Raw genomic sequence first — 23,341 nt, forward strand, 5'->3', positions numbered from 1 at the left:
GGGGCGCTGGCAACGGGCGCTCCTGATCGCACATCGAAGGGATCGCCTCCGCTCGACGACACGCGGGCCTGCCCGCTCACGCGCCCGGGGCGGCTTGCCCGCTCACGCGCCCGGGGCGAGGCGAGAGGGCATACGCGATGCCCGAATCGAGCGTGGACCGCACCAGGAGCCCGCCCAGATCCGCCCCGAGCTCGACGAGCGTCCGCGCGATCGCGGGCTGGATCCCCGTCAGGAGCACCTGCGCGCCCAGCAGGTTCACCGCGCGCGCCGTCCGCACAAGCGCGCTCGCGACCTGGGCGTCGATGGTCGGCACGCCCGTAACGTCGAGGATCACCATCGAGGCCTGGTGGGCGACGATGCCCGCCAGCAGGATCTCGAGCACCTGCTGAGCCCGCGGCGCATCGATGTTGCCGATGAGCGGCATCACCACCACGCCGCGCGCGATCGGCAGCAGCGGCGTGGAGAGGGCGCGCAGCCTGGCCTCCTGCAGGTGGATGATCTCGTCCTGAAGCCGCTGAGCCTCGGCCTCGGCCGCACGGCTTTCGGTGACCTCCACGGAGATGCCGCACACCGCATGCAGCGTGCCTCGTGAATCCAGCAGCGGGAACCTGTTTGTCACGAAGGAATGGACGCGGCCCTCGAGCAGGAGCTGCTCCTCCTTGACAACCGGCGCCTCCGTCGCGATGACCTGCCGCTCCGACTGCGCAAAAGCCTCGGCGAGCTCCGAGGGCATGACGTCGCGATCGGCGCGCCCGAGCACCGCGTCGCGGGAGAGGCCCATGAGCCGCTCGAAGTGCCTGTTGACGAGCGCATAGCGGCCGTTCAGATCCTTGACGTACACGGCGCTGGGCGCGTGCTCCACGATTGCGGTGACGAACGCCGTGCTGTCCTGGTACGCCTGTTGGGCGCGCATCCTGTCGGTCACGTCGAGGTTGATCCCGATCACGTAGCGCGCGTCGCCCACGTCGGCCGCCGACATCCTGGTCTCGGTCCAGACGGTGCGGTCCTCGGTGCGCTCGAGGCCGGCGTCGGCCGTGTTGTACGCGGTCGGCGCCATGATCACGCCTCCGCCGCTCCGGATCACCTGATCGAAGTGGGCAGTGTATCCGCCCGCCATGGCGACAGGGTCCTCGTACATATTATGCTTGCCGACCATGGCCTCCTTCGACGGCACGGCCAGTATCTCGCGGTTCCGCCGGTTGATGTCCACAAGTACGCCGTCGGCGCCGTAGAGGGCCGACGGGACCGGCAGGTGCTCGAAGACGCCCTGATACAGCGCCGCCTGCGCCTCCGCGGCCTGGGCGCGCTGCTCCAGCGCCTTGACCTCGCAGCGGAGCCGCTCCAGCTCCGCCTGCAGTCCCTCGATGTCCATGCCCCGCGGGATCATCGGATCTACCCTTTCAACTCGCGAGTGGCCATCGCGCTCAGATCGTGTACATTCACTATTACACGCTGGACACTTACATGTTCCGTCCAGCATTGCCAAGCCGATTTGCTGAGCTCGGCTTTCAGCGATTGGGCGCGTGGTGGCGCTCACACCTGCGCGGGACCTGCGCTCTGCGTCGAATGAGGTCGCGTCAGGTAGCTCGCTCGCGCCTGATGTAGGCACAGCGAAAACTCGCCTGCACCTGGCGGGGCCCCTCGAGCCGATCTTCAAAGCTCATGGACGCGCGGTGGCGGTATGGAATTTCGTCTCGTTTGCGACAGGCATGCTCCAGAGATCGGTGCCTGATGAGCGGGGAAGCGGAGGGCGCGCTACGGGACGATCCGGCGCAGCACCTCGATCACGATCGGCAGGCTCGCCAGCGCGCCGAGCGTGGTCACGACCGCGGTGGCCGCGGCGAACTGGCCGTCGCAGCCGTACCGCGCGGCGACGATCACGGACACCATGGACGTCGGCATGGCGGACTGCAGCACCGCCACCTCGGAGGTGGGCCGCTTCAGGCCGAGCGCGACCGCGGCGCCGAGCGCGACCGCGGGCGAAAGGAGCAGCTTCACGGCGGCGACGGCTGCGAGCGGACGCACGCGGCCGCGGAGCGAGGCAAGGTCGAGGCTGAGGCCCAGCGCGAGAAACACGAGCGTCGGGGTCGCGCTCCCGAGCGCGCCGAGCGCGTGCTCCAACCACACAGGCAGCGGGATCGGCGCCGCGTGGAGCGTGAGCCCGACGGCGATCGACAGCACGTTGGGGTGCAGGAGCACCGCGAGCAGGCCCCGCCCACCCCCGCCGCCGCCCCCGCCCATGCGCGCGGCGAGCGCGACGCCGAAGGTCCACAGGAGGAACGCCGTGACGATGCTGTCGACGAGGATCGCCGTCCCCGCCGCGCCGCCCGCGTCGCCGTAGAGGGCCAGCACGACGGGGACGCCGAGGAAGCCGGTGTTGGAGAAGCTGCCGACGAGGCCGGCGGCGCCCTGCGCGGCGCGAGGCAGCCCGAGCGCCCGCGCCACCGCGACCCCCGCGAGGGCGCACGCGAAGAGCGCGACCGTCGACGCGGCGACCGCGCCCCACGCGCCGTCACCGATGCCCGAGCGGCGGAGCACGGTGACGATCAGCGCGGGCGTGGTGACGTCGATGACCAGCCGGTGCAGCACGGCGGCGTCCGCCTGGCCGGCCCGGCCCAGCGCCCGCAGCAGCACGCCGACCCCGAGCACCGCGAAGAGGGCCAGGAGCTGCGAGATCAGGTCGCCCGACGGCACGGCCGGCTTTTAGCTCGGCGGGGGGCGGCGTCCAGCGCTCTCGTCCCTCACCCGGCCTTCGTGAACGACCAGCGCCCGCGTCATCGCGCGCGTCGCCCCGGTGTCCCGTAGGATGGCCGCGGCGCCGCGCCGCCGTCGGCCGCGGCAGGGCAGCTCTCCGCGGTCTCGCCGGTGCAGCACTCGGCCTGGTTGGCGCCGAACATGGGGCAACGGCTGTTCACGCAGGTGGCGTGGCCATGGATATAGGCGAGCGGCGAAGTGCAGAGCGGGCAGCGCACCGCGGCAGACTATAGCGCCGGCCGGCCGGCAGCGGAACGGGAGACGGAGACCGCGCCGGGAGCGCCGAGGCATGTCGCTTCTCGGCGTTCCCGGCGGTCTTTCGCTGCTTCAGGAGGTCAGGGCACGAGGTCCTGCACCGCCTGCACCACCGCCTGGGCATTCATGCCCAGCCGATCCATCACGATGTCGCCGGGGGCGCTCGTACCGAAGCGGTCGATCCCCAGGGCGATCCCCTTGAAGCCGACCCACCGGTGCCAGCCGAAGGTGACGCCCGCCTCGATGGACACGCGCCGCGTGCACGCGGCGGGCAGCACGGCCTCGCGGTAGGCGTGATCCTGGCGCGCGAACCGCTCCACGCAGGGCATCGAGACGACGCGGACGCCGGGCCCGATCCGCTTCGCGGCCTCGACCGCGTGCTGCACCTCGCTGCCCGTCGCGATCAGGATGGTCTCGAGCGCCGCCGTCTCCTTGACGAGGACATAGGCGCCGCGCCGGACGCCCTCGCGCTTCGCGGCGGCGTCGCCCGGGAGCAGCGGGACGGCCTGGCGCGTGAGCGCGAGGACCGTCGGGCCGTCGTTGCGCTCCAGCGCGGAGATCCAGGCGCCGGCCGTCTCCTCGGCGTCCGCCGGCCGGATGACGTCCAGATCGACGATGGCGCGCAGCCCGGCGACGGTCTCCACGGGCTGGTGCGTCGGCCCGTCCTCGCCCACGCCCACCGAGTCGTGCGTGAAGATGTAGATGACCGGCAGGTGCGACAGCGCTGCGAGGCGGACGCTCGGCCGCAGGTAGTCCGCGAACACGAGGAACGTCGCGCCGCTCGGCCGCAGGCCGCCGTGGTACGCGATGCCGTTCATGATCGCCCCCATGCCGTGCTCGCGGATGCCGGCGCGGATGTTCCGACCGCCGAGGTGCTCCGGATCGAAGTCGGTGCTCGAGGCGATGTAGTTGAACGTCGAGCCGTAGAGGTCGGCGCTCGACCCGATGAGCGCGGGCACCGCCTCGGCGACCGCCTGCAGCACGGTCTCGCCGGCCTTGCGCGTGGCGACCTTGGTGCCGGCGGCGAAGGCGGGGACGCGCGCGTCGAGGTCCGCCGGGAGCTTCTTCGCGAGGCCGTCGTCGAGCTGGCGGGCGAGCTCCGGGTTCTTCGCGCGCCAGGCCTGGAAGGTCGCCTCCCACGCCCCGCGCACCTTGGCGAGCTCTTCCTTGCGCGTCGCGAAGAACTGCTTCACTTCCTCGCTGACGTAGAAGTGCTCCGCGGGCAGCCCCAGGTTCTTGCGGGCCTGATCCACGAACTTGGCGCCGCCCTCGCCGTGCGCCTTCTGCGTGCCGGCGACCTCCGGGATCCCCTTGCCGATGAGGGTGTGGGCGACGACGAACTTCGGCTTTCCGCTCTTCGACGCCCGCGCCTGGCCGAGCACCCGGTGGACGGCCTCCAGATCGTTGCCCTGCTCGATGTGGAGCACCTCGAAGCCGTAGGCCTCGAAGCGCTTGGCCGTGTCCTCGCTCTGGGTCTTGATGGCCATCGCGTCGAGGGTGACGTCGTTGGCGTCGTAGATGAGGATCAGGTTGTCGAGCTTGAAATGCCCCGCGAAGGAGGCCGCCTCGGCGGCCACGCCCTCCTGGAGGCAGCCGTCGCCGGCGAGGCAGTAGACCTGGAGATCGAAGATCGTGTGCTCCGGCGTGTTGTAACGCGCGGCCAGCATCTTGGCGGCCACCGCGTGCCCGACGGCGTTGCCCACGCCCTGGCCGAGCGGGCCCGTCGTCGCCTCGACACCCTCGGTGTAATGGTACTCCGGGTGGCCGGGCGTCTTCGACTCCCACTGCCGGAAGCGCCGGACGTCGTCGAGCGACACCGGATAGCCGGAGAGGTGCAGCCAGGCGTAGAGGAACATGCTGCCGTGGCCTGCGGACAGGACGAAACGATCGCGGTTCAACCAGTGCGGTTCGCTCGGATCGTGGCGGAGGAGGTCGCCGTAGAGCGCGGCCCCGATCTCGGCGGCCCCCAGCGGTAGGCCGAGGTGACCGGATGAGCAGGCGTGGACGGCGTCCATGGCGAGGCCGCGGGCGATCGAGGCCGCGGCGGCGAGCTTGGCGAAATCAGGCATGGCGCGCACTCTAACCTACTTCGTCGCGAAGCGCGCCCCTTCGCGAGGCCCCTCACCCCGCCGCCCGGCGCCTGGAGCGGCCCGAGCGCGCCTCGGCGCTCGCGTGACTGTCCAGGCTTTCGCGGGATGTGCGGGAGCCGCGGGGCGGAAGGCGGAGATCTGGCCGATCCGGTCATCGGCCGCCATGCGCAGACCCCCGCCGCGCGGCCCGCTGGGGCTCACGGGCCCCGGCGGGTGCTCGCGTGGCGCCGCGCGGGGACGGCCCCCGGGCGGCGTCACGCGAACAGCCGCCGCCCCGGGGCGCGGGAAGCAATGGCGCCGGTGCGGTCGTCACCCCCTGGCGCAGGCGCGCTCGCGTGCGTCAGGGAGCCAGGACCGCGGCAAAGCCATCTTTGCCCGCCGCGTCGAACGGACCGGAGCCGAAGTCGGCTGTGCCCATGAAGTCGCCGACAAGCGCGATACGGCCGTCGCGATACGTCGTCATGCCTCGTATCGTGGCGCGCGTGTCCGCTGACTTGCGGCGCCAGAGCTCCGCGCCGGAAGCATCGAATTTGACGAGGGACTGTCCTCGCAGGGTGATGATGTTGCCGGCGGAGTCCGTGACCACGGCGTCGCTCGGCGCCTCTCGATGCCAGAGGTAGTCGCCGAGCGGGCTCAGCTTCACCACGAAGTGCGTATTGGCAGGGATTGGCCCACCGCCGAGATCCAGATTTCCCAGGCTGCGGCCCACGACAAGGACATTGTCCTCGGGGTCGACGGCGACGTCCTTTGCCTCTCCTCCATCGTCCGAGAATGGCGCCGGTCCGGACAGGAGCTTTCGCCAGAGCAGCGTGCCCGTAGGGGCTCGCTTCTCGACATGGAAATAGTAGGCGCAGGGACATAGCCCTTGGCCGTCCGCGTGCCCCATGGCCGCCAGGACGTTGCCGGCGCTATCCATGGCGATCCCGCCTAGACTTTCGAAGCTCCGATGGGAGAAACCCCACATGTACTCGCCCGCCGCATCGAATGTCCTCACGGTCATGTCGGTGTCGACGGAGCTCGGGTAGACGAACAGCGCAGCGGAGGTGCCCGCGGCGCCCACCGCGATGCCTCGCAGGTTGATCGAGAGCGCGGAGCTACCGGTGATGTATCCGCGGCTGAAGAGGTGGTTCCCGTCCGGATCGAGCTTGACGAAGAAGACGGCGTTCCGCGAGGAGTCACTGACCCAGGGGAGCGGGCCGCCTCCGAAGTCGACAGGCCGCGGCAGCCCGTCGAAGAGGGCGCCGCCATAGTTTCCGCCGAGGAAGATATTGCCGCTCGCGTCGAGCGCGATCTTGGTTCCTGCTTCCCCGTAGGGGATGCTGCCGAATCGTTTGCTCCATATCGCATGGCCTGCCGGGTCGAGCTTGAGCACGAACACATCCGTAGATCCTGCGCTCACGAGCGGCCCCGCCCCGAAATCGACCGTCCCCTCGAACGCGCCCGTCACATAGAGGTTGCCCGCGGCGTCCGTTGCGACGCCGTAGGCGGCGTCACCTCCAGCGCCGCCCAGAGCGGCGGACCACAGCGGTGGAGGCGAGCATTGCCCCGAGCCGTCGCAGTCCTCGTCGGCGTCCGTGGCGCAGTCTTCGACCGACGGCGTGACCTCGCCGGTGCACGGGCCATAGCCGGATCCGTCGGGCAGGCAGGTTTGAGCACCGGCGGTGCAGAGCCCTACGCCTTGCGTTCCCGGAAGCCCCGAATAGCAGCTCAGATGCGACCCCGGCTCGCAACTCGCTGTGCTGCCACCGCCGCCCCCGGTCGCCGGCTCTCCCCCCGCGCCTCCCTGGCCTCCGCCCCCGGTCGCCGGCTCTCCCCCCGCGCCTCCCTGGCCTCCGCCCCCGGTCGCCGGCTCTCCCCCCGCGCCTGCCTGGCCTCCGCCACCGGTCGCCAACTCTCCCCCCGCGCCCCCCTGGCCTCCGCCACCGGTCGCCGGCTCTCCCCCCGCGCCTCCTTGCCCGCCGCCACCGCCGGTCGCCGGCTCTCCCCCCGCGCCCCCCTGGCCACCACCGCCCCCGGTCGTGCAGCCGACGGTCATCGCCATCCCGAGCATCGCAGCCCCTCTTAGCCCCTGCCACAGCCGAGCACCTCCGTGTCTCACGTGCTCCACCTTTCCCTTCCGGGTACGAACGACGGGTTCCCCGAGCGCTTCCCTGGTTCTGGACGCGGGAGGAGCGCAGGCCACGATGCGCTAGGTGCGCCGACGCGCGCGTACATTCATCTCGCGAGGCGCCCCCAGGCGGGCAGGAGCACAGACCAGCGGCCGGCAGCGCTCAGGGCGCCAGCGACCGGCAGCGCTCAGGGCGCCCGAGCGTGAGAGCTCCAGCGGCTGGAGATGGGGATGGAGCGTGAGCGCCGAAAAAAGCGGAGGACTCCCTGCGAAGGAAAGCGAGTGAGGCGAGCCGACACGGGACCTCGGAACGATGCGGAAAGCGCCCATCTCGTGCGTACTCATGCGTACGTAGATGAAAGGGAGGACCTGTGTGGCTCAGCCCACCCTCTCCGCCCACCCTCCGACCCTCTCCGCTTCCGCCTACAAAAGGTATGTTAAGGCTGAACAGCCCGTGGTACGAACCGAAGAAGAGAAGGTGGAATGTTTCTTGTGACGGGGCCGCCAGCTCACCGTGTACGCATTTGCTCGCTCGCTATCCGCCGGGGCACGCCGACCGGGCGCACGAGGCTCGCTCGATCGTGCTGAGCCTGCAGAATCCCATGCAAGCGCAAGAAGCTCCGCTCTCTGGGCTCGTCCTCATCGTGGACGATAGCGCCGACAACCTGGCCGTGCTGTCGAGCGCGCTCATTTCTGATGGCCTGGAGGTCGCCGTCGCGCGCGACGGTGAGGAGGCGATCGAGCTGGCCAGCCGGGTCCAGCCGGACCTCGTCTTGCTCGACGCTCTGATGCCCGGCCTCAGCGGGTTCGAGACGTGCCGGCGGATCAAGGCCGATCCGGCGACGCAGAGCATCCCCGTCATCTTCATGACGGCGCTCGCCGAAGCGAGGTTCAGGATCCAGGGCTTCCGGGTGGGCGCCGTCGACTATGTGACAAAGCCGTTCGAGAAGACCGAGCTCCTGGCGCGGGTGCACACCCAGATCTCGCTCCGGCGCGCAACGCGGGCTCTTGAGGAGCGGAATACGAGGCTCACGGAGGAGATCCGGGAGCGCGCCAAGGCGGAGGAGGCGCTGGCGCAGGCCGTGCAGATGCTGCGCGACACGAACGAGCGGCTCTCGCAGCAGCTGGTGCAGAGCGAGCGCGCCGAGGCGGCCAGGGCGGCGCTGCAAGAGCAGATCATCGCGGCCCAGCGGGAGCGGCTCCTCGAGCTCTCCGCTCCGCTCATTCCGATGATCGATGGCGTCCTCGTGATGCCCCTCATCGGCACGGTGGACGTCGAGCGTGCCGGACAAGCGGTCGAGACAGCGCTGCGCGGAGCGAGCGAGCGCACGGCGGACACTCTCATCATTGACATCACCGGCATAAAAGCAGTAGATGAGACGGTTGCTCGCATGCTCGTGCAAGCGGCGATGGGGCTCTCGCTCCTCGGCACACGGACGATCGTCACGGGCATCCGCGCAGAGGTGGCGCAAACGCTCGTGGCGCTCGACCTGCAGCTCGATCAGCTCGTGACGAAGGCCACCCTGCAGTCGGGCGTGGAGCACGCGCTGCGGACACGCGGCCGCCGCCGGCACAGGCCCGAGCTCTGAAGTACCGGAGAATTCCGTCGTTCGCCGGGCGTCTCCGCCGGACCCGAAGAGGAGCTGAACCGGGATGGATCTGAGAGACTACGTTGTGGGGGACGTGATGCACGAAGGGGCCGAGACCCGCGTGTGTCGCGCGGTCCATCGTCCCTCCGGCGACAGGGTGGTGCTCAAGCTCCCCGCGGCGGCCGCGCCGAGCTCGCGCGTGACGGGGCGCATCCTGCATGAGCATCACATCCTGACACAGCTTGGAGAGGTGTCAGGGGTAGCGCGGGCACGGGAGCTCCTGCAGCGGGGCGGCACGGCCGCGCTGGTGATCGAGGACCCCGGCCTCCGGTCGCTGGATCTAGAGCTCGCCGAGCGCGGGCGCTTGCCGGTGGAAGCGGTGCTGAGGCTGGGAGCGCTCCTCGCTCGAGCCCTCGAGGCCGTGCATGCGGCCGGCATAACGCACAAGGATATCAAACCACAGAACGTGCTGGTCGACGCGGCGTACGCGCAGATCAAGCTGCTCGACTTCGGCATCGCCTCGTCGCTGCCGCTGGAGGCGACGGCGGCGAGCATCCCCGAAGGGCTCGAGGGGACACTGGCGTACATGTCGCCCGAGCAGACGGGCCGCACAGCGCGAGCGCTCGATCCCCGCACCGACCTGTACTCGCTCGGAGTGACGCTCTTCGAGGCGCTCTCAGGGCGGCTACCGTTCACCGAGCGCGACCCGCTCTCGCTGGTGCACGCGCACCTGGCCAAGGAGCCGCCGTCCCTCGACGAGGTCGTCCCCGATGTGCCTCCGGGCCTCGCGGCGATCGTGTCCAGGCTGCTCGCGAAGAACCCTGACCGGCGGTACCAGACGGCCAAGGGCGCAGCGGAAGACCTGGAGCGAGCGCTGCGCATGTGGCGCGAGCGCGGCGCGGTGGAGCGCTTCACGCTCGGGGACAAGGATTTCTCGCAGAAGCTGCGGCTGCCGGACGTCCTCGTCGGGCGAGAGCATGAGCGCGATCTGCTGGGCGCGGCCTTCGCCCGCGCCGCCGAGGGCGCGGCGGAGCTCGTGCTCATCGGCGGCCCGTCCGGCATCGGCAAGACGGCGCTCGTGCGGACCGTCTACCGGGACATCGCGCGCGCGGGGCGCGGGCTCCTGATCTCGGGCAAGCACGACCAGCTCGCGCGGTCGACGCCCTACGCGGCCATGGCGCAAGCGTTCGGGGCGCTGATGCAGCAGTGGCTGGCGAGCCCGAAGCCGACGCTGACGGCGTGGCAGGAGCGGATCAGGGCCGACGTGGGGGACAACGCCCGGCTCATCGCCGACGTGGTGCCGGAGCTCGACCTGATCATGGGCAAGCTCGCGCCGGTGCCGCCGGTGCACGGCGAGCAGGTGCTCGCCCGCCAGCGGCTGACCTGGCTGAACTTCGTGCGGGCGGTCACGACGCCGAACGCGCCGCTCGTGATGTTCCTCGACGACATGCAGTGGGCCGACAGCGCCACGCTGGAGATCCTGAGGACGCTGCTGACCGACGCAGAGCGAAGAGAGCTCCTCTTGATCGCGGCGTACCGCGACAACGAGGCGCCCCCCGAGCACCCGCTGTGGAGGCTCGTGGCGTCGGTCGAGGAGAGCGGGGCGAGGGTGTCGAGGATGTCGGTGCACCCCCTTTCGGCGGAGCACGTGCAGGCATGGACAGCGCGGGCGCTGAACAGCGAGGCGGCGCGGGTGGAGCCGCTCTCGCGTATCCTGTGGCAAAAGACGCGAGGAAACCCGTTCTTCATGGAGCAGCTGCTGCTGTCCCTCCACCGGCAGAGCAAGGTGGCGCGGGACCCGGAGAGCGGCGCGTGGCGCTGGGGCCAGAAGGAGATCGAGCAGGCGCAGGTGACCGACAACGTCGTCGCCCTCCTGACGGACAAGCTGCTCGAGATGCCTGAAGCGACACAGCAGCTCCTGGGGCTCGCGGCGTGCGCGGGGCACGCTTTCCACCTCCACGACCTGGAGCGGCTCAGCGGATGGGAGCGCGCCCGGGTGACCGGCGCGCTGTGGCCCGCCCTGCGGGAGGAGCTGGTGGTGCCGGCCGATGGAGCCTACCGGACCGCGCAGGCGCTGGGAGAGGCCGGAACCGGAACTGGAACCGGAACTGGAACTGGAACTGAAACTGGAGAAGGAGCGCTCGACGCTGAATACCGCTTCTTGCACGACCGCGTGCAGCAGGCGAGCTACGAGCGGGCCCCGCCGGCGCAGCGCGTCCTGGCGCACCTGGAGATCGGCCGGCGGCTGTGGGCGCGGCATCGGGCGCAGGGGGGCACACCGCAAGAGCTCCTGGAGCTGGTGCGGCACCTCAACCTCGGCTCAGCGCGGATGGACTCCGCAGGCGAGCGCGAGGCGCTGGCGCGGCTGAACCTCGAGGCCGCGCGCGCCGCGAAGGCGGCGAGCTCGTACCGGCTTCTCCTGAGCCTCGCCGAGGCCGCGCGGGGCTTGCTGGGCGATGACGCCTGGCGCAAGGACGCGGCGCTGTGCGCGGAGCTCGCGCTCGAGCAGATCGAGGCGGCCTTTCTGCTGCGGGAGTTCGACGACGTCGAGGCGCGGTGCGCGCGGCTGCTCGCCATGCCGCTGCCGGCGCTCACCAGGCTCTCGGCGCAGGAGCTCCGCGTCCGCAGCGCCCAGGCGGCGGGCCAGTTCGCGCGAGGGGGCGAGCTCGGGCTCGCCGCGCTCGCGGAGCAGGACATCGCGTTTCCGGGCACCGACGACGCGCGCAGCGCCGCGCTCCTCGAGGAGTCCGCCGAGCTGGATCGATGGTTCGAGCGCGACCCGGACGCGTTCGAGCGGATGCCCCTCGATCCCTCCCCGGAGCAGGTGCTCATCGATGCGCTGACCATGCACCTCATGGTGTGTGCGGCGATCGGCGGTCAACCGCTGCTGTCCGGGCTCGTGATCGCCCGCGCCGTGCTGAGGGTGCGAGAGCGGCGCGCGCTCACGCCGGTCTCTCCCTTCATCATCGTTTGCTTCGCGAACGTCTGGTCGCTCACCACGGGCATGTACCGTCGCGCTGCGAGCTGGGTCGGCCCTGGAGTGCGCGCGGCCGAGCGCGTCGCGTCGCCCTTTCTGGCAGAGTGTCTGTCCTTCCACGGGCAGTACACGGCCTACTCCCGCCCCGCGGATGAAATGGCGCCCATCTTCGAGCGAACCTGCGCGACCGGCCTGAAGGTCGGCTCGTTCCAGGGGGCGAGCTGGGGGCTGGAAGGCGACCTGTTCTATTACCGAGTGTGGCGTGGCCAGCCGCTCGGGCAGCTCGAGGCGCACCGGGCGGCGCGCTGGGGGTTGATGCAGCGCGCGGGGACCGCGCTCGGGACGCACTATTTCGAGGCGGTCGCGTCGTGGTGCGACCTCTTGACGACCGCCGACGGCGCGGGGAGGCTCCTGTCGGGCGAGCCGCTCTCACGAGGATCGCGCTCCTTCCTGGCTGACGGAGACGGGATGGCGGCCGAGCTGGCTCGCATCCTCGAGGCGCACCTGTTCCTCGTCGCCGGCGCGTACCCGAAGGCGCTCGCGCGGGCACGCGAGGCCGAGCAGTTCCGCGTGTCCATCTTCGGCTTTCCTCCGGTCACGGACATACCGCTCTGGCTCGCGCTCGCGGCCGCGAGGTGCTGGCCGACAGCCGCGGACGCGGCGGAGCGGGCGGGGCTCCGCGAGGACATCGAGCGAGGCCTCGCGCGGCTGAGGTACTTCGCCGAGGGGAGCGCGGACAATTTCCTCCACAAGCTGCGCCTCCTCGAGGCCGAGCACGCCCGCGTGCAGGGCAAGACCGACGAGGCCATGGCCAGGTACGACGAGGCCATCGAGCTCTCGCGCGAGCAGCGATTCTTTCCTATCGAAGCCCTGGCCGCTCAGCTCTGCGCCGAGTTTCACCTCGAGGCGGGCAGGCGCCGTATCGCCGCGCTGTACCTGCGCGAGGCCAGGGACGCCTATGCTCGCTGGGAAGCGCACGCCGTGGTGGCTCACCTGGAGGCGAGGTGGCCCGCCCTGCTCCGTGCGCCTGTCCAGCCCGCGACGGCGGAGCGCCGCCGCACGACGGGCGTCGCCACGCTGACCACCACGGGAGTCACGGGCGGCGCGCAGCTCGACGTGAACACCGCGGTGCGCGCGGCGCGGGCGCTGTCGAGCGAGCTCGACCCGGAGCGGGTCGTCGGGCGTCTGATGGAGCTCGTGCTGGAGAGCGCTGGGGCGCAGCGCGGCGTCCTGCTGCTGGGCGAAGGCGAAGAGCTCTCGGTCGTGGCCCGGCTCTCGGTGGAGGGAGGCCGCATCGAGACGGGCCTGTCCGAGCCGCTCTCGCAGAGCAGCGAGGTGGCGAGGACGGTGGTGCACTACGTGGCGCGCACGAACGAGCCGGTCGTGGTGGACGACGCCAGGTCGGACGCGCGCTTCGCGGCCGATCCGCACCTGGCCTCGCGCCCCGTGCTCTCGCTCCTCTCGCTTCCCTTGTCGCATCGAGGGCGCCTCCTCGGCGTGCTCTACCTCGAGCATCGCGAGGTGCCTGCGGCGTTCCCCGAGCGGCGGGTGGAGCTCCTGTCGGTGCTCGCCGCGCAGGCCGCCATCGCCGTCGAGAACGCCCTCCTGTACCGGGACCTGGAGGCCAAGATCAAGGAGCGCACCGTCGAGCTCCGCATCGCCAAGGAGGCCGCGGAGCGCGCCAGCCAGGCCAAGAGCGACTTTCTCTCCAGCATGAGCCACGAGCTGCGAACGCCGCTCAACGGGATCATGGGTTATGCCCAGATCCTGGAGCGAACGCCCGACGTCCCGCCGGCGTGGCGGGAGGGCCTGCGGGTCATCCAGAAGTCGAGCGAGCACCTGCTCTCGCTCATCAATGACCTGCTGCACCTGGCCAAGATCGAGGCGGGGAAGATGGACTCCGTCCTGACGGAGTTCCGGTTGCCTGCGCTCGTGCGGACCGTGGTCGACCTGTGCCGGGTGCGCGCCGAAGCGAAGGCGATCACATTCTCCCACGACCTTCGCGGACCTGCGCTTCAGGCCGTCTGCGCCGACGAGAAGCGGCTGATGCAGGTGCTCTTGAACCTCCTCGGCAATGCCATCAAGTTCACGGAGCGGGGAGGCGTGGCCCTCCATGTCGAGGTGCTGGAGGAGACCGTCCCCGCAGGGCGGATGGTGCGGTTCCGGGTCGAGGATACGGGTCCTGGGATCGCCCCGGAGCACCTGTCGCGCATCTTCGAGCCCTTCGAGCAGGTGGGGGAGCAGAGCGCGAAGAGCGAGGGCACAGGGCTTGGCCTCGCCATCACGAAGAAGCTCGTGCAGCAGATGGGTGGTGCGATCGAGGTGCAAAGCGAGGTCGGCGCGGGCAGCGTCTTTACGGTGACGCTTCCGCTCGCCGAGGCGCAGCTCGCGACGAGCCCAGGCGAAGCCAGGGGGTGGGACACGATCGTGGGCTATCAGGGGGAGCGCCGCGCGGTGCTCATCGTGGACGACAATCCCGACAATCGCGCGGTGGTACGCGAGCTCCTCGGCCCGCTCGGCTTCGAGCTGTGCGAGGCGGACGGCGGTGAGGCGGCGCTGCGCATGGCGGCGCTGCGCGCGCCGGCGCTCATCCTGCTGGACGTGTACATGAAGGACATGGACGGCTACGAGACCGCGCGTCGCCTCAGGCTCATGCCCGAGCTCCGGCAGGTCGTCATCCTGGCCTCGTCGGCGAGCGTATCCGAGGCCGAGCGGCAGCAGTGCGCCAGCGCCGGCTGCGATGACTTCTTGCCCAAACCGATCGTGGCGAGCGCGCTCCTCGACAAGATATCGCGGTTGCTTGGCATCGAGTGGCTTCGCCGCGATGAAGCCCCCGCTCGGGACGCGCCGGCGGAGGAGCTTGAAGGCGACGGACACCTCGCGCCGCCTCCGGCCGAAGAGCTGGCGATCCTGTCGGCGCTCGCGAAGAAGGGGCTCGTCCACAAGATCCTGGAGGAGGCGGAGCGGATAGCGCAGCACGATCCGCGGCTCAGACCTTGGATCGAGCAGCTCACGACGCTGGCACGCAGCTACCAGACCCGGAAGCTGCGGGACTTTGTCGGCGCGTACGGCCCAAACGGCGCGGGCGGCGCCGACGGCCGCGCGGATCCGCAAGAATCGACGTAGCGAGCGGCCCAGGTCGGGGGACGGTGACAAGGGTGGCGGGCGAGAGCCGCCGGGTCGCCGTCGTTACCCCGACCTGGGGCGGGTCGCCCGTTCGAGCAGCCGCTGCACCGTCGCTGTCTGCAGATCGCGCGTCTGGGCCGTGAGCGAATAGAGCATCGCCTCGCGGAAGAGGCGCTGCGCGGCGTGGTCGAGGAGGTTGGCGCTGCCTCCGGTCGCAGCGACCGCGGCGTGCGCGGCCCTGACGCCCAGATCGATGCACCAGGCGCGAACGCGGACCGCGTGCTCTGCCTGGCCCTCCGCGTCCGGCCGGTCCGCCCATGCATCGACCTCGGCGCGGGCGGACTCCCTCTCTTCCTCGAACGCCCGCGCGGCGTCCGCCAGGCGCGCGCTGCCGCGGCGCTCCGCCAGGTCCGCGAGCAGGGCCGCGGCGGCGCCGGCGGCGCCCAGGGAGAGCGCCGACGGCGTGAGCAGGCCCGCGGCGTCGCGGGCGGCCTGCTGCTCGCGCGTCAGGGTCGTGATCACCTGCTCGGGGCCGACGCGCAGATCGCGCAGCGTCAGCGACACCGTGGCCGAGGCGTTCATCGCGCTCAGGCGGAGCGGCGGCGATGCCTCGATGGAGTTCCCCGCCTCCAGCGGCGTCAGGACGTACATCAGGCGACCATCGGGGAGCGCGCCGGCGATGACCGCATCGTCGGCGATCCCATGGCCGGTCAACCAGGGCACGGTGCCGTCGAAGCGGAACCGGTCGCCGTCGGGCTCGACATGGACCATCGGCGGGCCCGGGCGGCGGACGTGCGAGAAGCCGACGGTGCAAAACCGCTCGCCGGCGGCGAAACGAGGCAGGACGCGCTCCTTGAGCGCCTCGTTGTCGCCGCGCGCGATGAGCGGGCACGCGGCGGCATGCTGCATGTGGACGAACGCCGTCACACCGCAGGCACCGGCGAGGATCTCCAGGACCTCGCGCGCGACCTGCGGCGGGGCGCCGTGGCCGCCGTAGCATGCGGGCGTCGCGGTCCCGAGGAGACCTGCGTCCGCGAGCGCGCGGAGGTGCTCTCGGGGAACCGCCGCGGCCTGATCCGTGGCGTTCGCCGAAGGGGCGAGCACGAGCGTCGCGAGCCGGCGGGCGCGCTCGATCAGCGCGGCGGAGCCGGCCGTGGCAGGCGGCGTGGGCGATCCGGGGGACATGCGAAGGGAGTGTAGGCCGCGGCAGCGAGGCGACCCAGGAGATCGGCGCATCGCGGCCGAGGCACGTGCCCCACCTGCTGGGAGGCTGCAGCCTCCTCGCAGCGGAGCCGAGGCGGCGCGCCAGGGTCGAGGCGGAGCGCGCGTCCCCGAGGTGTTCATCAGGCGATTCGAGCGAATCAGGTGATTCGGGCGAAGAGGAGCGCGAGCGCGCACAGCATGATGCAGATGCCGAAGATCTTCCCGACGTGCCGCCCGTTCCCGAGGATCTCCACCATCACGCGGCCCGCCACGACATAGATCATGAAGCAGGCGAAGCCGATGGTGACGATCGGGACGCCCATCGCGATCACGCCGCCCGCCGCGCTCCGCCCCACGAACCGGGGAAAGAGGGCGGCGAAGAACACGATCGCCTTGGGGTTGACGACGGCGAACATGAAGCCGTCGCGGACGTGCTGCCACGACGACCCGGACCGCGCCGCGACCTCACGGTCGCTCCCGGAACTGGCGATGCCCATCAGCGTCCAGCCGATATAGAAGATGTACAGCGCCCCCACGAGCTTCATGCCGAGCAAGAGCGAGCTCGACAGGCCGCCGACCTCGAGGATCATGAGGTAGGAGGCGACCGCCTGGACGATCGTCGCCGCGATGTTTCCGGCCCCGGAGAGCGCCCCTGCGCCCCAGCCGTGGTTGGCGCCCTTGGCGAGCGCGAGCAGCATCGATGGGCTCGGGATGATGGACGCGACGAAGACGGCCATGCAGCAGGCCAGCAGCACCTCAGCGCTCACCCGCCGACAGGTGGATGCTATCGGGCTTCATCCAGTGGTCGATGGTGTTCCTGGCGACGTGGTCGAACCTGCTATGCAGCAGCATCGAGGCTCCTTCTGTGCTGGTGGGCGACAACTCCGCGGTTCCGGCGCCCGGCCGTCCGGGGCCGCAGCGACGCGCCGTGCGCTGCTCCGGGGCTGTTGAGCAAGCGTCGGACCAGCGGTGATCGTCGTCCGATTTCGACGAGAAAGCCCGTCCCGGCGGCCAGAAACACACCTCGCCCAACCAGGGGTTCAAGGCGCGCCGATAAGAGATAGGCAACACATTGCCCGGTCGAGCAACAGCCTGTCATGCGGCAGGAGCGACCCGCCGCTCGGCCGTTGAGCTTCAGCTCTCCTGGGCAGCTCGCTCGCCCGACGACCGAGGCTCGCGAGCGTCCTCCCTCACCGGACGCGACGCGACCCCTCCCGCGCCCGCAAACCTCACCGGCACCGCCGCTGAGGGCGGCCCCCTCGCGCGACCGGACGCGAGCGAGCTGAGCTTGAGCGCGCGGCGCGCGGTGCCACCACGCGCCGGTGTGCCGCAGCGACGGACGCTGCGCTGGCCGGACAGGACGAACGCAGGCACGCTGGCGGGGACTCCGCCGGATGGTGGATTTCGAAATGAGCGTCCCCGGGATCCGCAAGCTATCGAGCGGCTACGCGGACACGTCGAGGTACGCCGCGGACCTTGCTGCGGGCGGGATCCTCCGGCAGGCTTCCGGGATGACGTCCCTCGCCTTCGCGATGCCGGCGGAGATCGTCGACCCGAGCGTCGTCGCCCCGCCGGGCGATCTGTACAGCAACGAGCCGCCGATGGAGAGCTACCAGCACCTCGTCCAGATGATCCTGCTGCTCGAGAGCCTGGAGCTCTTCTGGAAGGACCGGGCCGACTTCTTCGCCGCGGGGAACCTGACCATCTACTTCAGCCCCAGACAGCTCAAGACCGAGCACTTCCGGGGCCCTGATTTCTTCGTCGTGCTCGGCACCGAGCGGAGGCCGCGCAAGAGCTGGGTCGTCTGGGAAGAAGACGGCCGGTATCCGAACGTGATCGTGGAGGTGCTCTCGGAGAGCACCGAGAGCGCCGATCGCGGCCTCAAGAAGCAGATTTACCAGGACGTCTTCCGGACGCCGGACTACTTCTGGTTCCATCCGGAGACGCTCGAGCTCTCGGGCTTCCACCTCGTCGACGGGCAGTACGAGCCGCTCTCCCCCGATGCTTCCGGACGGCTCTGGAGCGCTCAGCTGGAGCTCTTCCTTGGCGTCGAGGAGGGGCAGCTTCGCTTCTTCACCCCCGAGGGAGAGCTCGTGCCCGCAGGCAAGGAGCTCGCGAAACGGGCCGAGTCCGCCGAGCAGCGCGCCGAGTCCGCCGAGCAGCGCGCCGAGTCCGCCGAGCAGCGGGCAATGCGGCTGGCGGCGAGGCTCCGGGAGCTCGGCGTCGATCCCGACACGCTGAAGTAACGTTCGGATCCCGCGCTCCTCTCGCTCCTCCTGTGAAGAACGCGATGAAGCTCTATTTCAGCCCTGGCGCCTGCTCGCTCTCTCCGCACATCGCGCTGCGCGAGGCCGGCCTCGAGTTCGAGCTCGAGCAGGTCCACCTCGGCACGAAGAAGACAAGGTCGGGCGCCGACTTCACCTTGATCAACCCCAAGGGCTACGTGCCCGCGCTCGAGATCGAGGGCGGCGAGGTGCTCACCGAGGGGCCGGTGATCGTGCAGTACATCGCCGATCGGAGGCCCGAGTCCGGGCTCGCCCCCCCGGCCGGCACCCTGGATCGCTACCGGCTGCAGGAGTGGCTGAGCTTCATCAGCACCGAGCTGCACAAGCAGTTCTCGCCGCTCTTCAAGCCGAGGGCGCCGGACGAGCAGAAGAACGCGGCGAGGGCGCTCCTCGGCCGGCGCTTCGCCTTCGTGGCGCGCCGCCTCGAGGACACGACGTACCTCCTCGGCGAGCGGTTCACGGTGGCGGACGCGTACCTCTATACCGTGATGACGTGGACGAGGTTCGCGCGCGTCGATCTCGGCGGATGGCCCGTCCTCGGCCGCTACAGGGAGCGCGTCGGCGCCCGCCCTGCAGTGCAGGCCGCCATCGGGGCCGAGCGGAGGCGGTAGGCATCCTTCGGTCCCTGGGGATACGCGCCTTGACGCAACGATCACGCGCGACTTTGCATGACGGCATGCTGCAGGTGATCGCCGAGGGCACGTGTTCCTGCACGCGGGGTCGCGGACGCTCATCGTGACGGATCTCCTCTTCAACGTGCATGAGGCCCGCAGCTTCGCCATGAAGGTCTTCCTCTGGGTCGGCGGCGTGTGGAGGAAGACCGCCCAGGACCACGTGTGGCGCGTGCTCGTGAGGGACCGCGCCGCGGCGGCGCGCAGCGTCGCCGACGTCCTCGCGTGGGACTTCGAGCGCGTCGTCGTCGCCCACGGCGACGTCATCGAAGGCGAGGCGAAGGACCGGACGCGCAGCGCGCTCGCGTGGATCGGCGCCGGTGCTGGCCGGCTCCTGCCTGGGAGATGAGCGCTCTCAGGCGGCCGCCTGCGCGCGGCGCAGCCCGATGACCTGCGCCTCCGCGAAGAGCGCGACGGCGAGCGCCTGCGCCGCGACGAACGCATAGCCGATCGCCGTCGGCTCGAACCAGCCGAGCGCGAGGAGGAGCACGCTGTCGACGACCCAGAGCGCGTTCGCGACGACGACGGCGACGACGGCCCCCCGGGCCGGACGCTCGCGCGTGCCGAGCCATGCGACGAGCGCCGCGAACGGGAGCAGGCTCGCTCCAGCCCAGCGGAACAGCGGCTCGGGGAGGCCAGTCAGGCCGGCGAGGGGCGCCGCGGCCGCGAGCATGAGGAGGCCTGTGGCGCCGCTGAGGGCCGCGTCGGCGAGGAGGGCGCGGCGGAGGAAGCGAGGAGAGATCACGAACGACATGGTGGGCTCCTTTCGTTGCGGTCGGGGGCTCATCGCCCCTCGGTGGGCGGGACCTGCGGGGCAGCGGACGCGCGTGGCGCGCCGGGTGTCCACAGCGCCCCTGACACCGCTCACCTTGGGGCGCCCTCGGCATGGGGTCGATTACCTCCCAGGTAATGGGCGTCATTTCCCGGCGTGCTAGGGTCGACTCGCGATGACGAGCTCACACCCGCCGATCGGGGGTCTCCTGCGCGAGTGGCGCCAGCGCCGTCGAATGAGCCAGCTCGACCTCGCCTGCGAGGCCGACATCTCGACACGCCACCTGAGCTTCCTCGAGACCGGCCGCGCGCAGCCGAGCCGCGAGATGGTGATCCACCTGGCGGAGCGCCTCGATGTGCCCTTGCGCGACCGCAACCAGCTCCTCGTGGCGGCGGGGTACGCGCCGCTCTATCCGGAGCGCAGCCTCGGCGATCCCGCGCTCGCGGCGGCGCGCAGGGCGGTCGATCTGGTGCTCGCCGGCCACGAGCCCTATCCGGCGGTCGCCATCGATCGGCACTGGACCCTCGTCGCCGCGAACGGCGCGATCGGCCCATTCCTCGCCGGCGCCGACGACGCCCTCCTCCGGCCCCCGATCAACGTGCTGCGCCTGAGCCTGCACCCAGGGGGCCTCGCGCCGCGCATCGAGAACTCGGCCGAGTGGCGCGCGCACCTCCTCTCGCGCCTGCGCCGTCAGATCGACGTGAGCTCCGATCCCGCCCTCGTGACGCTCTTCGAAGAGCTCATCCGCTATCCATCGCCGGAAGTATCGAGGCGCCCTGAGCCCGCCCGCGAGCCCGACCCGGTCACCATCGCGGTGCCGCTCCGGCTCAGGACGGAGGACGGTATCCTGAGCTTCCTCAGCACGACCATGGTCTTCGGCACGCCGATCGACGTCACCCTGTCCGAGCTCGCGGTCGAGTCGTTCTTCCCCGCGGACCAGGCGACCGCGGAGGCGCTGCGCGCGACGGCGCGACGCCGAGGACAACGGCCCTCAGCAGAGGAATCGCATCGAACCCCGCTCTGAGGGCGCGCGCCGCGCGCGCATCGACCAGCCGCGCACTGCCTGCGCTCCCCTGGGCAGCGCTGAGAGCGCTACCGGTGCATCGCGATGTCGTTGCGGGGAAAGGGCTTGATGCGTCGGGTGTGCCGCCCGGTGGACGGGGCGGTCTTGATCCGCCCGGGGGATCGCGCGGGCCGCGCGGTGGGCTGCTTCTTCGTTGTCGACCGCGAGGCCTCGCTGGCGGGCGCGCTCTCGGGCTGCGCCGCCGCGGCCTGGACCGGCTCCTGGAGCTCCGGCGCGAGCAGCGGTCGGGGCGCCTCCACGACGCTGGCGAGGAGCGTCGCCTCGGTCGAGCTCGACAGCCCGGCGCCGCGGGGGGCGACGGCGGCGAGCGCGGCGTTGTCGGCTGCGGGCGCGGCGAACCGGACGCCGAAGAACAGGCTGGCGCCGGCCAGCACGGCGCCTAGCGCGGCGGCCGCCGCCATCCGCGCGGATGGCCTCTTGCGCTTCTTGCGGCCCGACGCCGTGCCCAGGACCGCGGTCGTGCCATCGCCGCCGTCGTCCTCGCAGAGATCCGCCTCCACGACCGGTATCGACGGGGACGTCATGACAGGGTTGCGCCGGGTGACCACGCCGTCCTGCGAGCTCACGGGCGGCGCCTCGACCACGCTCTCCGCGCCCGCCGGAGCCGGCGTCTCGGTGCCCCACTTGCGCGACGACAGCGCCCGCTCCAGCGCGTCGGCCATCTCCTTCGCCGACCCGAAGCGCGCGCTCGGATCCTGCTGAAGGGCCCTCGCCATCCATTCGTCGACGGCGGCCGGCACGTCGATCCGGTGCGCGCTGGGCGGCGTGAACCGCCCCCTGTGCACGGCGAGCGTGAGCGCCGCGAGCGTCTCTCCGGAGAACGGGGTCCGCCCCGTCATCGCATGATAGGCAACGACGCCGAGCGACCAGAGATCCGCACGGAAATCGAGATCCCGCGGGGTGACGAGCTGCTCCGGGCTCATGTAGAGCGGCGTCCCGACCACGTTCCCCGTCGAGGTGACCCGCAGGTCCCGGACCCGCTTGGCGATACCGAAGTCAAGCACCTTGACGAAGATCTCCCCGTCCACCTGGGTCAGGAACAGGTTGTCCGGCTTGATGTCGCGGTGGACGATGCCGAGCCGGTGCGCCTGCCCCAGCGCCTTGGCCGCTTGCGCCACGATACGCGCCACCTCGCCGAGCGGCAGCCGGCCCTGGCGGCTGATACGGGTCCTCAGGTCCTCGCCGCGGAGGAGCTCCATCGCGATGTACGGCATGCCCTCCGCCGTCAAGCCGTGATCGAGGACCTGCGCGACGTGCGGGCTCGTGATCTGCGCCGCAGCGACCGCCTCTCGCCGGAACCGCTCGACGTAGCCCGGGTCGTCCGCGTACTCGGGCGACATGAACTTCACGGCTACCTGAGCCTTCAGCGGAAGCCGATCGGCAACCCAGATGCTCCCCATCCCGCCGCGCCGGAGGATGCGCACGAGCCTCAGCGAAGGCGTCACCATCTGTCCGGTGTGCAGGGGCATACCTCTGCTACTCCTTCTCGCACTCGCACAAGCTCGAGCCGGTGGTTCCGTCAGCTCCAGCCGAAAATCGCCCGAATGGCGTAAATAGATCACTACGACGCCTTCATTGCCTCTGCAAGAGAAACAAAGTGCTCTCCGCCACGTCCGCCACGTGTGTCAGCTCTAGTCAGCTCTAGGCAGTTCTAGGTGCGCGTCGCGCACCCGCGCACATTGAAGCCAACCCGTCTCTTGCATCCCCCAGGAGCCCAGGGGCCGCGGAGAACTCCTATGCGATACGGCCACGGGGACGGACATCCACCGTGCGCTGATGTCGGCGGATGAGCGCATGTCGAGCGCCAGCTTCGTCCAGCCGGTCGAGGGCGCCCGTCGCCGCGAGCGGCGGCGCCGAACAACGGAGTTGAAGGTAGGCCACCCGATCATCAGGTGGGGAGCGCGGGAACAAGCGTGCCTGTCGTGCGGCCATGGCCCGCGATCCGCTGCGGCTTCATCCATGGGCTCACCTCGCGGCGTCGGGTGAGCCCGCCGGGGGGGCGCGAGGGCTCATCGCCTCTTGACTTCGAAAAAAGTCTTTCATTTGGCCTCCACAACCACCGTCCGGGCAGCATGGAGGGTGGCGCTCGGGTCTTCAATCCAGCGCGGGAGTCACGTGGACGGGGCGAGACCCATTGGGGGTCGACATCGTCCGACATCGGAGGGCGGGCCTGTCCAGCTCCACGCGGGCGCGCTCGCGCCTCCCTGGATCACGCGCCGCGACAGGCGGGTTGTCCCCTGGAGGAGGATTGAAGCCTCTCGTCTTCTGGGTGCCGGCTCACTGAAAGAGTTCACCCAGCCGAGGACGGCCTGGACGCCCACGGAGCTCGCGCGTACGCCGGCGGAGGAAATCCACCCGCGCCGAGACTGAAGCTGATGCGTAGGGGTGCGATAAAAAATGAAGCGCAGGTGTCATCCATGGTTGCGTC

General features: G+C 70.7%; 14 protein-coding genes. 6 read left to right on the forward strand and 8 right to left on the reverse strand.

Going from position 1 to position 23,341, the window contains the following annotated elements; all coding sequences use genetic code 11:
* Positions 1-76 precede the first annotated feature (76 nt).
* From WMF14_RS22420 to WMF14_RS22435, 4 genes are all read right to left on the reverse strand, one after another.
* A complete protein-coding gene (locus WMF14_RS22420; protein ID WP_437803502.1) occupies positions 77-1,372 on the reverse strand; it encodes a PAS domain-containing protein in 1,296 nt (431 codons plus the stop codon).
* 383 nt (positions 1,373-1,755) lie between these two features.
* Complete coding sequence (locus WMF14_RS22425) at positions 1,756-2,694, reverse strand: AEC family transporter (RefSeq protein WP_272099912.1); 939 nt, start codon at positions 2,692-2,694, stop codon at positions 1,756-1,758.
* Between the two features lie 395 nt (positions 2,695-3,089).
* Entirely contained in the window at positions 3,090-5,078 is a 1,989-nt protein-coding gene (gene tkt / locus WMF14_RS22430; RefSeq protein WP_437803503.1) for a transketolase, read from the reverse strand.
* 361 nt (positions 5,079-5,439) lie between these two features.
* Positions 5,440-7,149, reverse strand: a complete 1,710-nt coding sequence (locus WMF14_RS22435; protein WP_437803504.1) for a hypothetical protein — start codon at positions 7,147-7,149, stop codon at positions 5,440-5,442.
* A 659-nt stretch (positions 7,150-7,808) separates the two neighbouring features.
* Between WMF14_RS22435 and WMF14_RS22440 the strand changes: the two genes are divergently transcribed.
* Together WMF14_RS22440 and WMF14_RS22445 are read left to right on the forward strand one after the other, a co-directional pair.
* Entirely contained in the window at positions 7,809-8,795 is a 987-nt protein-coding gene (locus tag WMF14_RS22440) for a response regulator (protein ID WP_437803505.1), read from the forward strand.
* Positions 8,796-8,859: 64 nt separating this feature from the next.
* Positions 8,860-14,898, forward strand: a complete 6,039-nt coding sequence (locus WMF14_RS22445; protein WP_437803506.1) for an AAA family ATPase — start codon at positions 8,860-8,862, stop codon at positions 14,896-14,898.
* 63 nt (positions 14,899-14,961) lie between these two features.
* Here the strand turns inward: WMF14_RS22445 and WMF14_RS22450 are convergent, their stop codons facing one another.
* Together WMF14_RS22450 and WMF14_RS22455 are read right to left on the reverse strand one after the other, a co-directional pair.
* Positions 14,962-16,083 (reverse strand): acyl-CoA dehydrogenase family protein, encoded by a 1,122-nt coding sequence (locus WMF14_RS22450; protein ID WP_437803507.1) that lies wholly within the window; start codon positions 16,081-16,083, stop codon positions 14,962-14,964.
* Positions 16,084-16,259: 176 nt separating this feature from the next.
* Positions 16,260-16,868, reverse strand: coding sequence for a LysE family translocator (locus tag WMF14_RS22455; protein ID WP_437803508.1), 609 nt, complete (start codon positions 16,866-16,868; stop codon positions 16,260-16,262).
* A gap of 744 nt (positions 16,869-17,612) precedes the next feature.
* On the opposite strand from WMF14_RS22455, the gene WMF14_RS22460 reads away from it, so the two are divergent.
* The 3 genes from WMF14_RS22460 to WMF14_RS22470 all read left to right on the forward strand — a co-directional run bounded on the left by WMF14_RS22460 (position 17,613) and on the right by WMF14_RS22470 (position 19,406).
* The gene (locus WMF14_RS22460; protein WP_437804265.1) at positions 17,613-18,347 is read left to right on the forward strand and encodes a Uma2 family endonuclease; all 735 of its coding nucleotides are present in this window, start codon (positions 17,613-17,615) and stop codon (positions 18,345-18,347) included.
* A 44-nt stretch (positions 18,348-18,391) separates the two neighbouring features.
* Positions 18,392-18,997: a glutathione transferase GstA gene (gstA, locus tag WMF14_RS22465; protein ID WP_437803509.1), complete on the forward strand. Its 606-nt coding sequence runs from the start codon at positions 18,392-18,394 to the stop codon at positions 18,995-18,997.
* A gap of 91 nt (positions 18,998-19,088) precedes the next feature.
* Positions 19,089-19,406 (forward strand): hypothetical protein, encoded by a 318-nt coding sequence (locus WMF14_RS22470; RefSeq protein WP_437803510.1) that lies wholly within the window; start codon positions 19,089-19,091, stop codon positions 19,404-19,406.
* A 6-nt stretch (positions 19,407-19,412) separates the two neighbouring features.
* Here WMF14_RS22470 and WMF14_RS22475 read toward each other — a convergent pair whose 3' ends face one another.
* Complete coding sequence (locus WMF14_RS22475; RefSeq protein WP_437803511.1) at positions 19,413-19,811, reverse strand: hypothetical protein; 399 nt, start codon at positions 19,809-19,811, stop codon at positions 19,413-19,415.
* A gap of 193 nt (positions 19,812-20,004) precedes the next feature.
* Between WMF14_RS22475 and WMF14_RS22480 the strand changes: the two genes are divergently transcribed.
* Positions 20,005-20,853 carry a helix-turn-helix domain-containing protein gene (locus WMF14_RS22480; protein WP_437803512.1) on the forward strand — a complete coding sequence of 283 codons (849 nt, stop codon included), beginning with the start codon at positions 20,005-20,007 and terminating at the stop codon, positions 20,851-20,853.
* 68 nt (positions 20,854-20,921) lie between these two features.
* Here the strand turns inward: WMF14_RS22480 and WMF14_RS22485 are convergent, their stop codons facing one another.
* On the reverse strand, positions 20,922-22,382 hold the full coding sequence (locus WMF14_RS22485) for a serine/threonine-protein kinase (protein ID WP_437803513.1): 1,461 nt from the start codon (positions 22,380-22,382) through the stop codon (positions 20,922-20,924).
* Positions 22,383-23,341: the final 959 nt, after the last annotated feature.

Source organism: Sorangium sp. So ce693, assembly GCF_051521375.1.
GTDB lineage: Bacteria > Myxococcota_A > Polyangia > Polyangiales > Polyangiaceae > Sorangium > Sorangium atrum.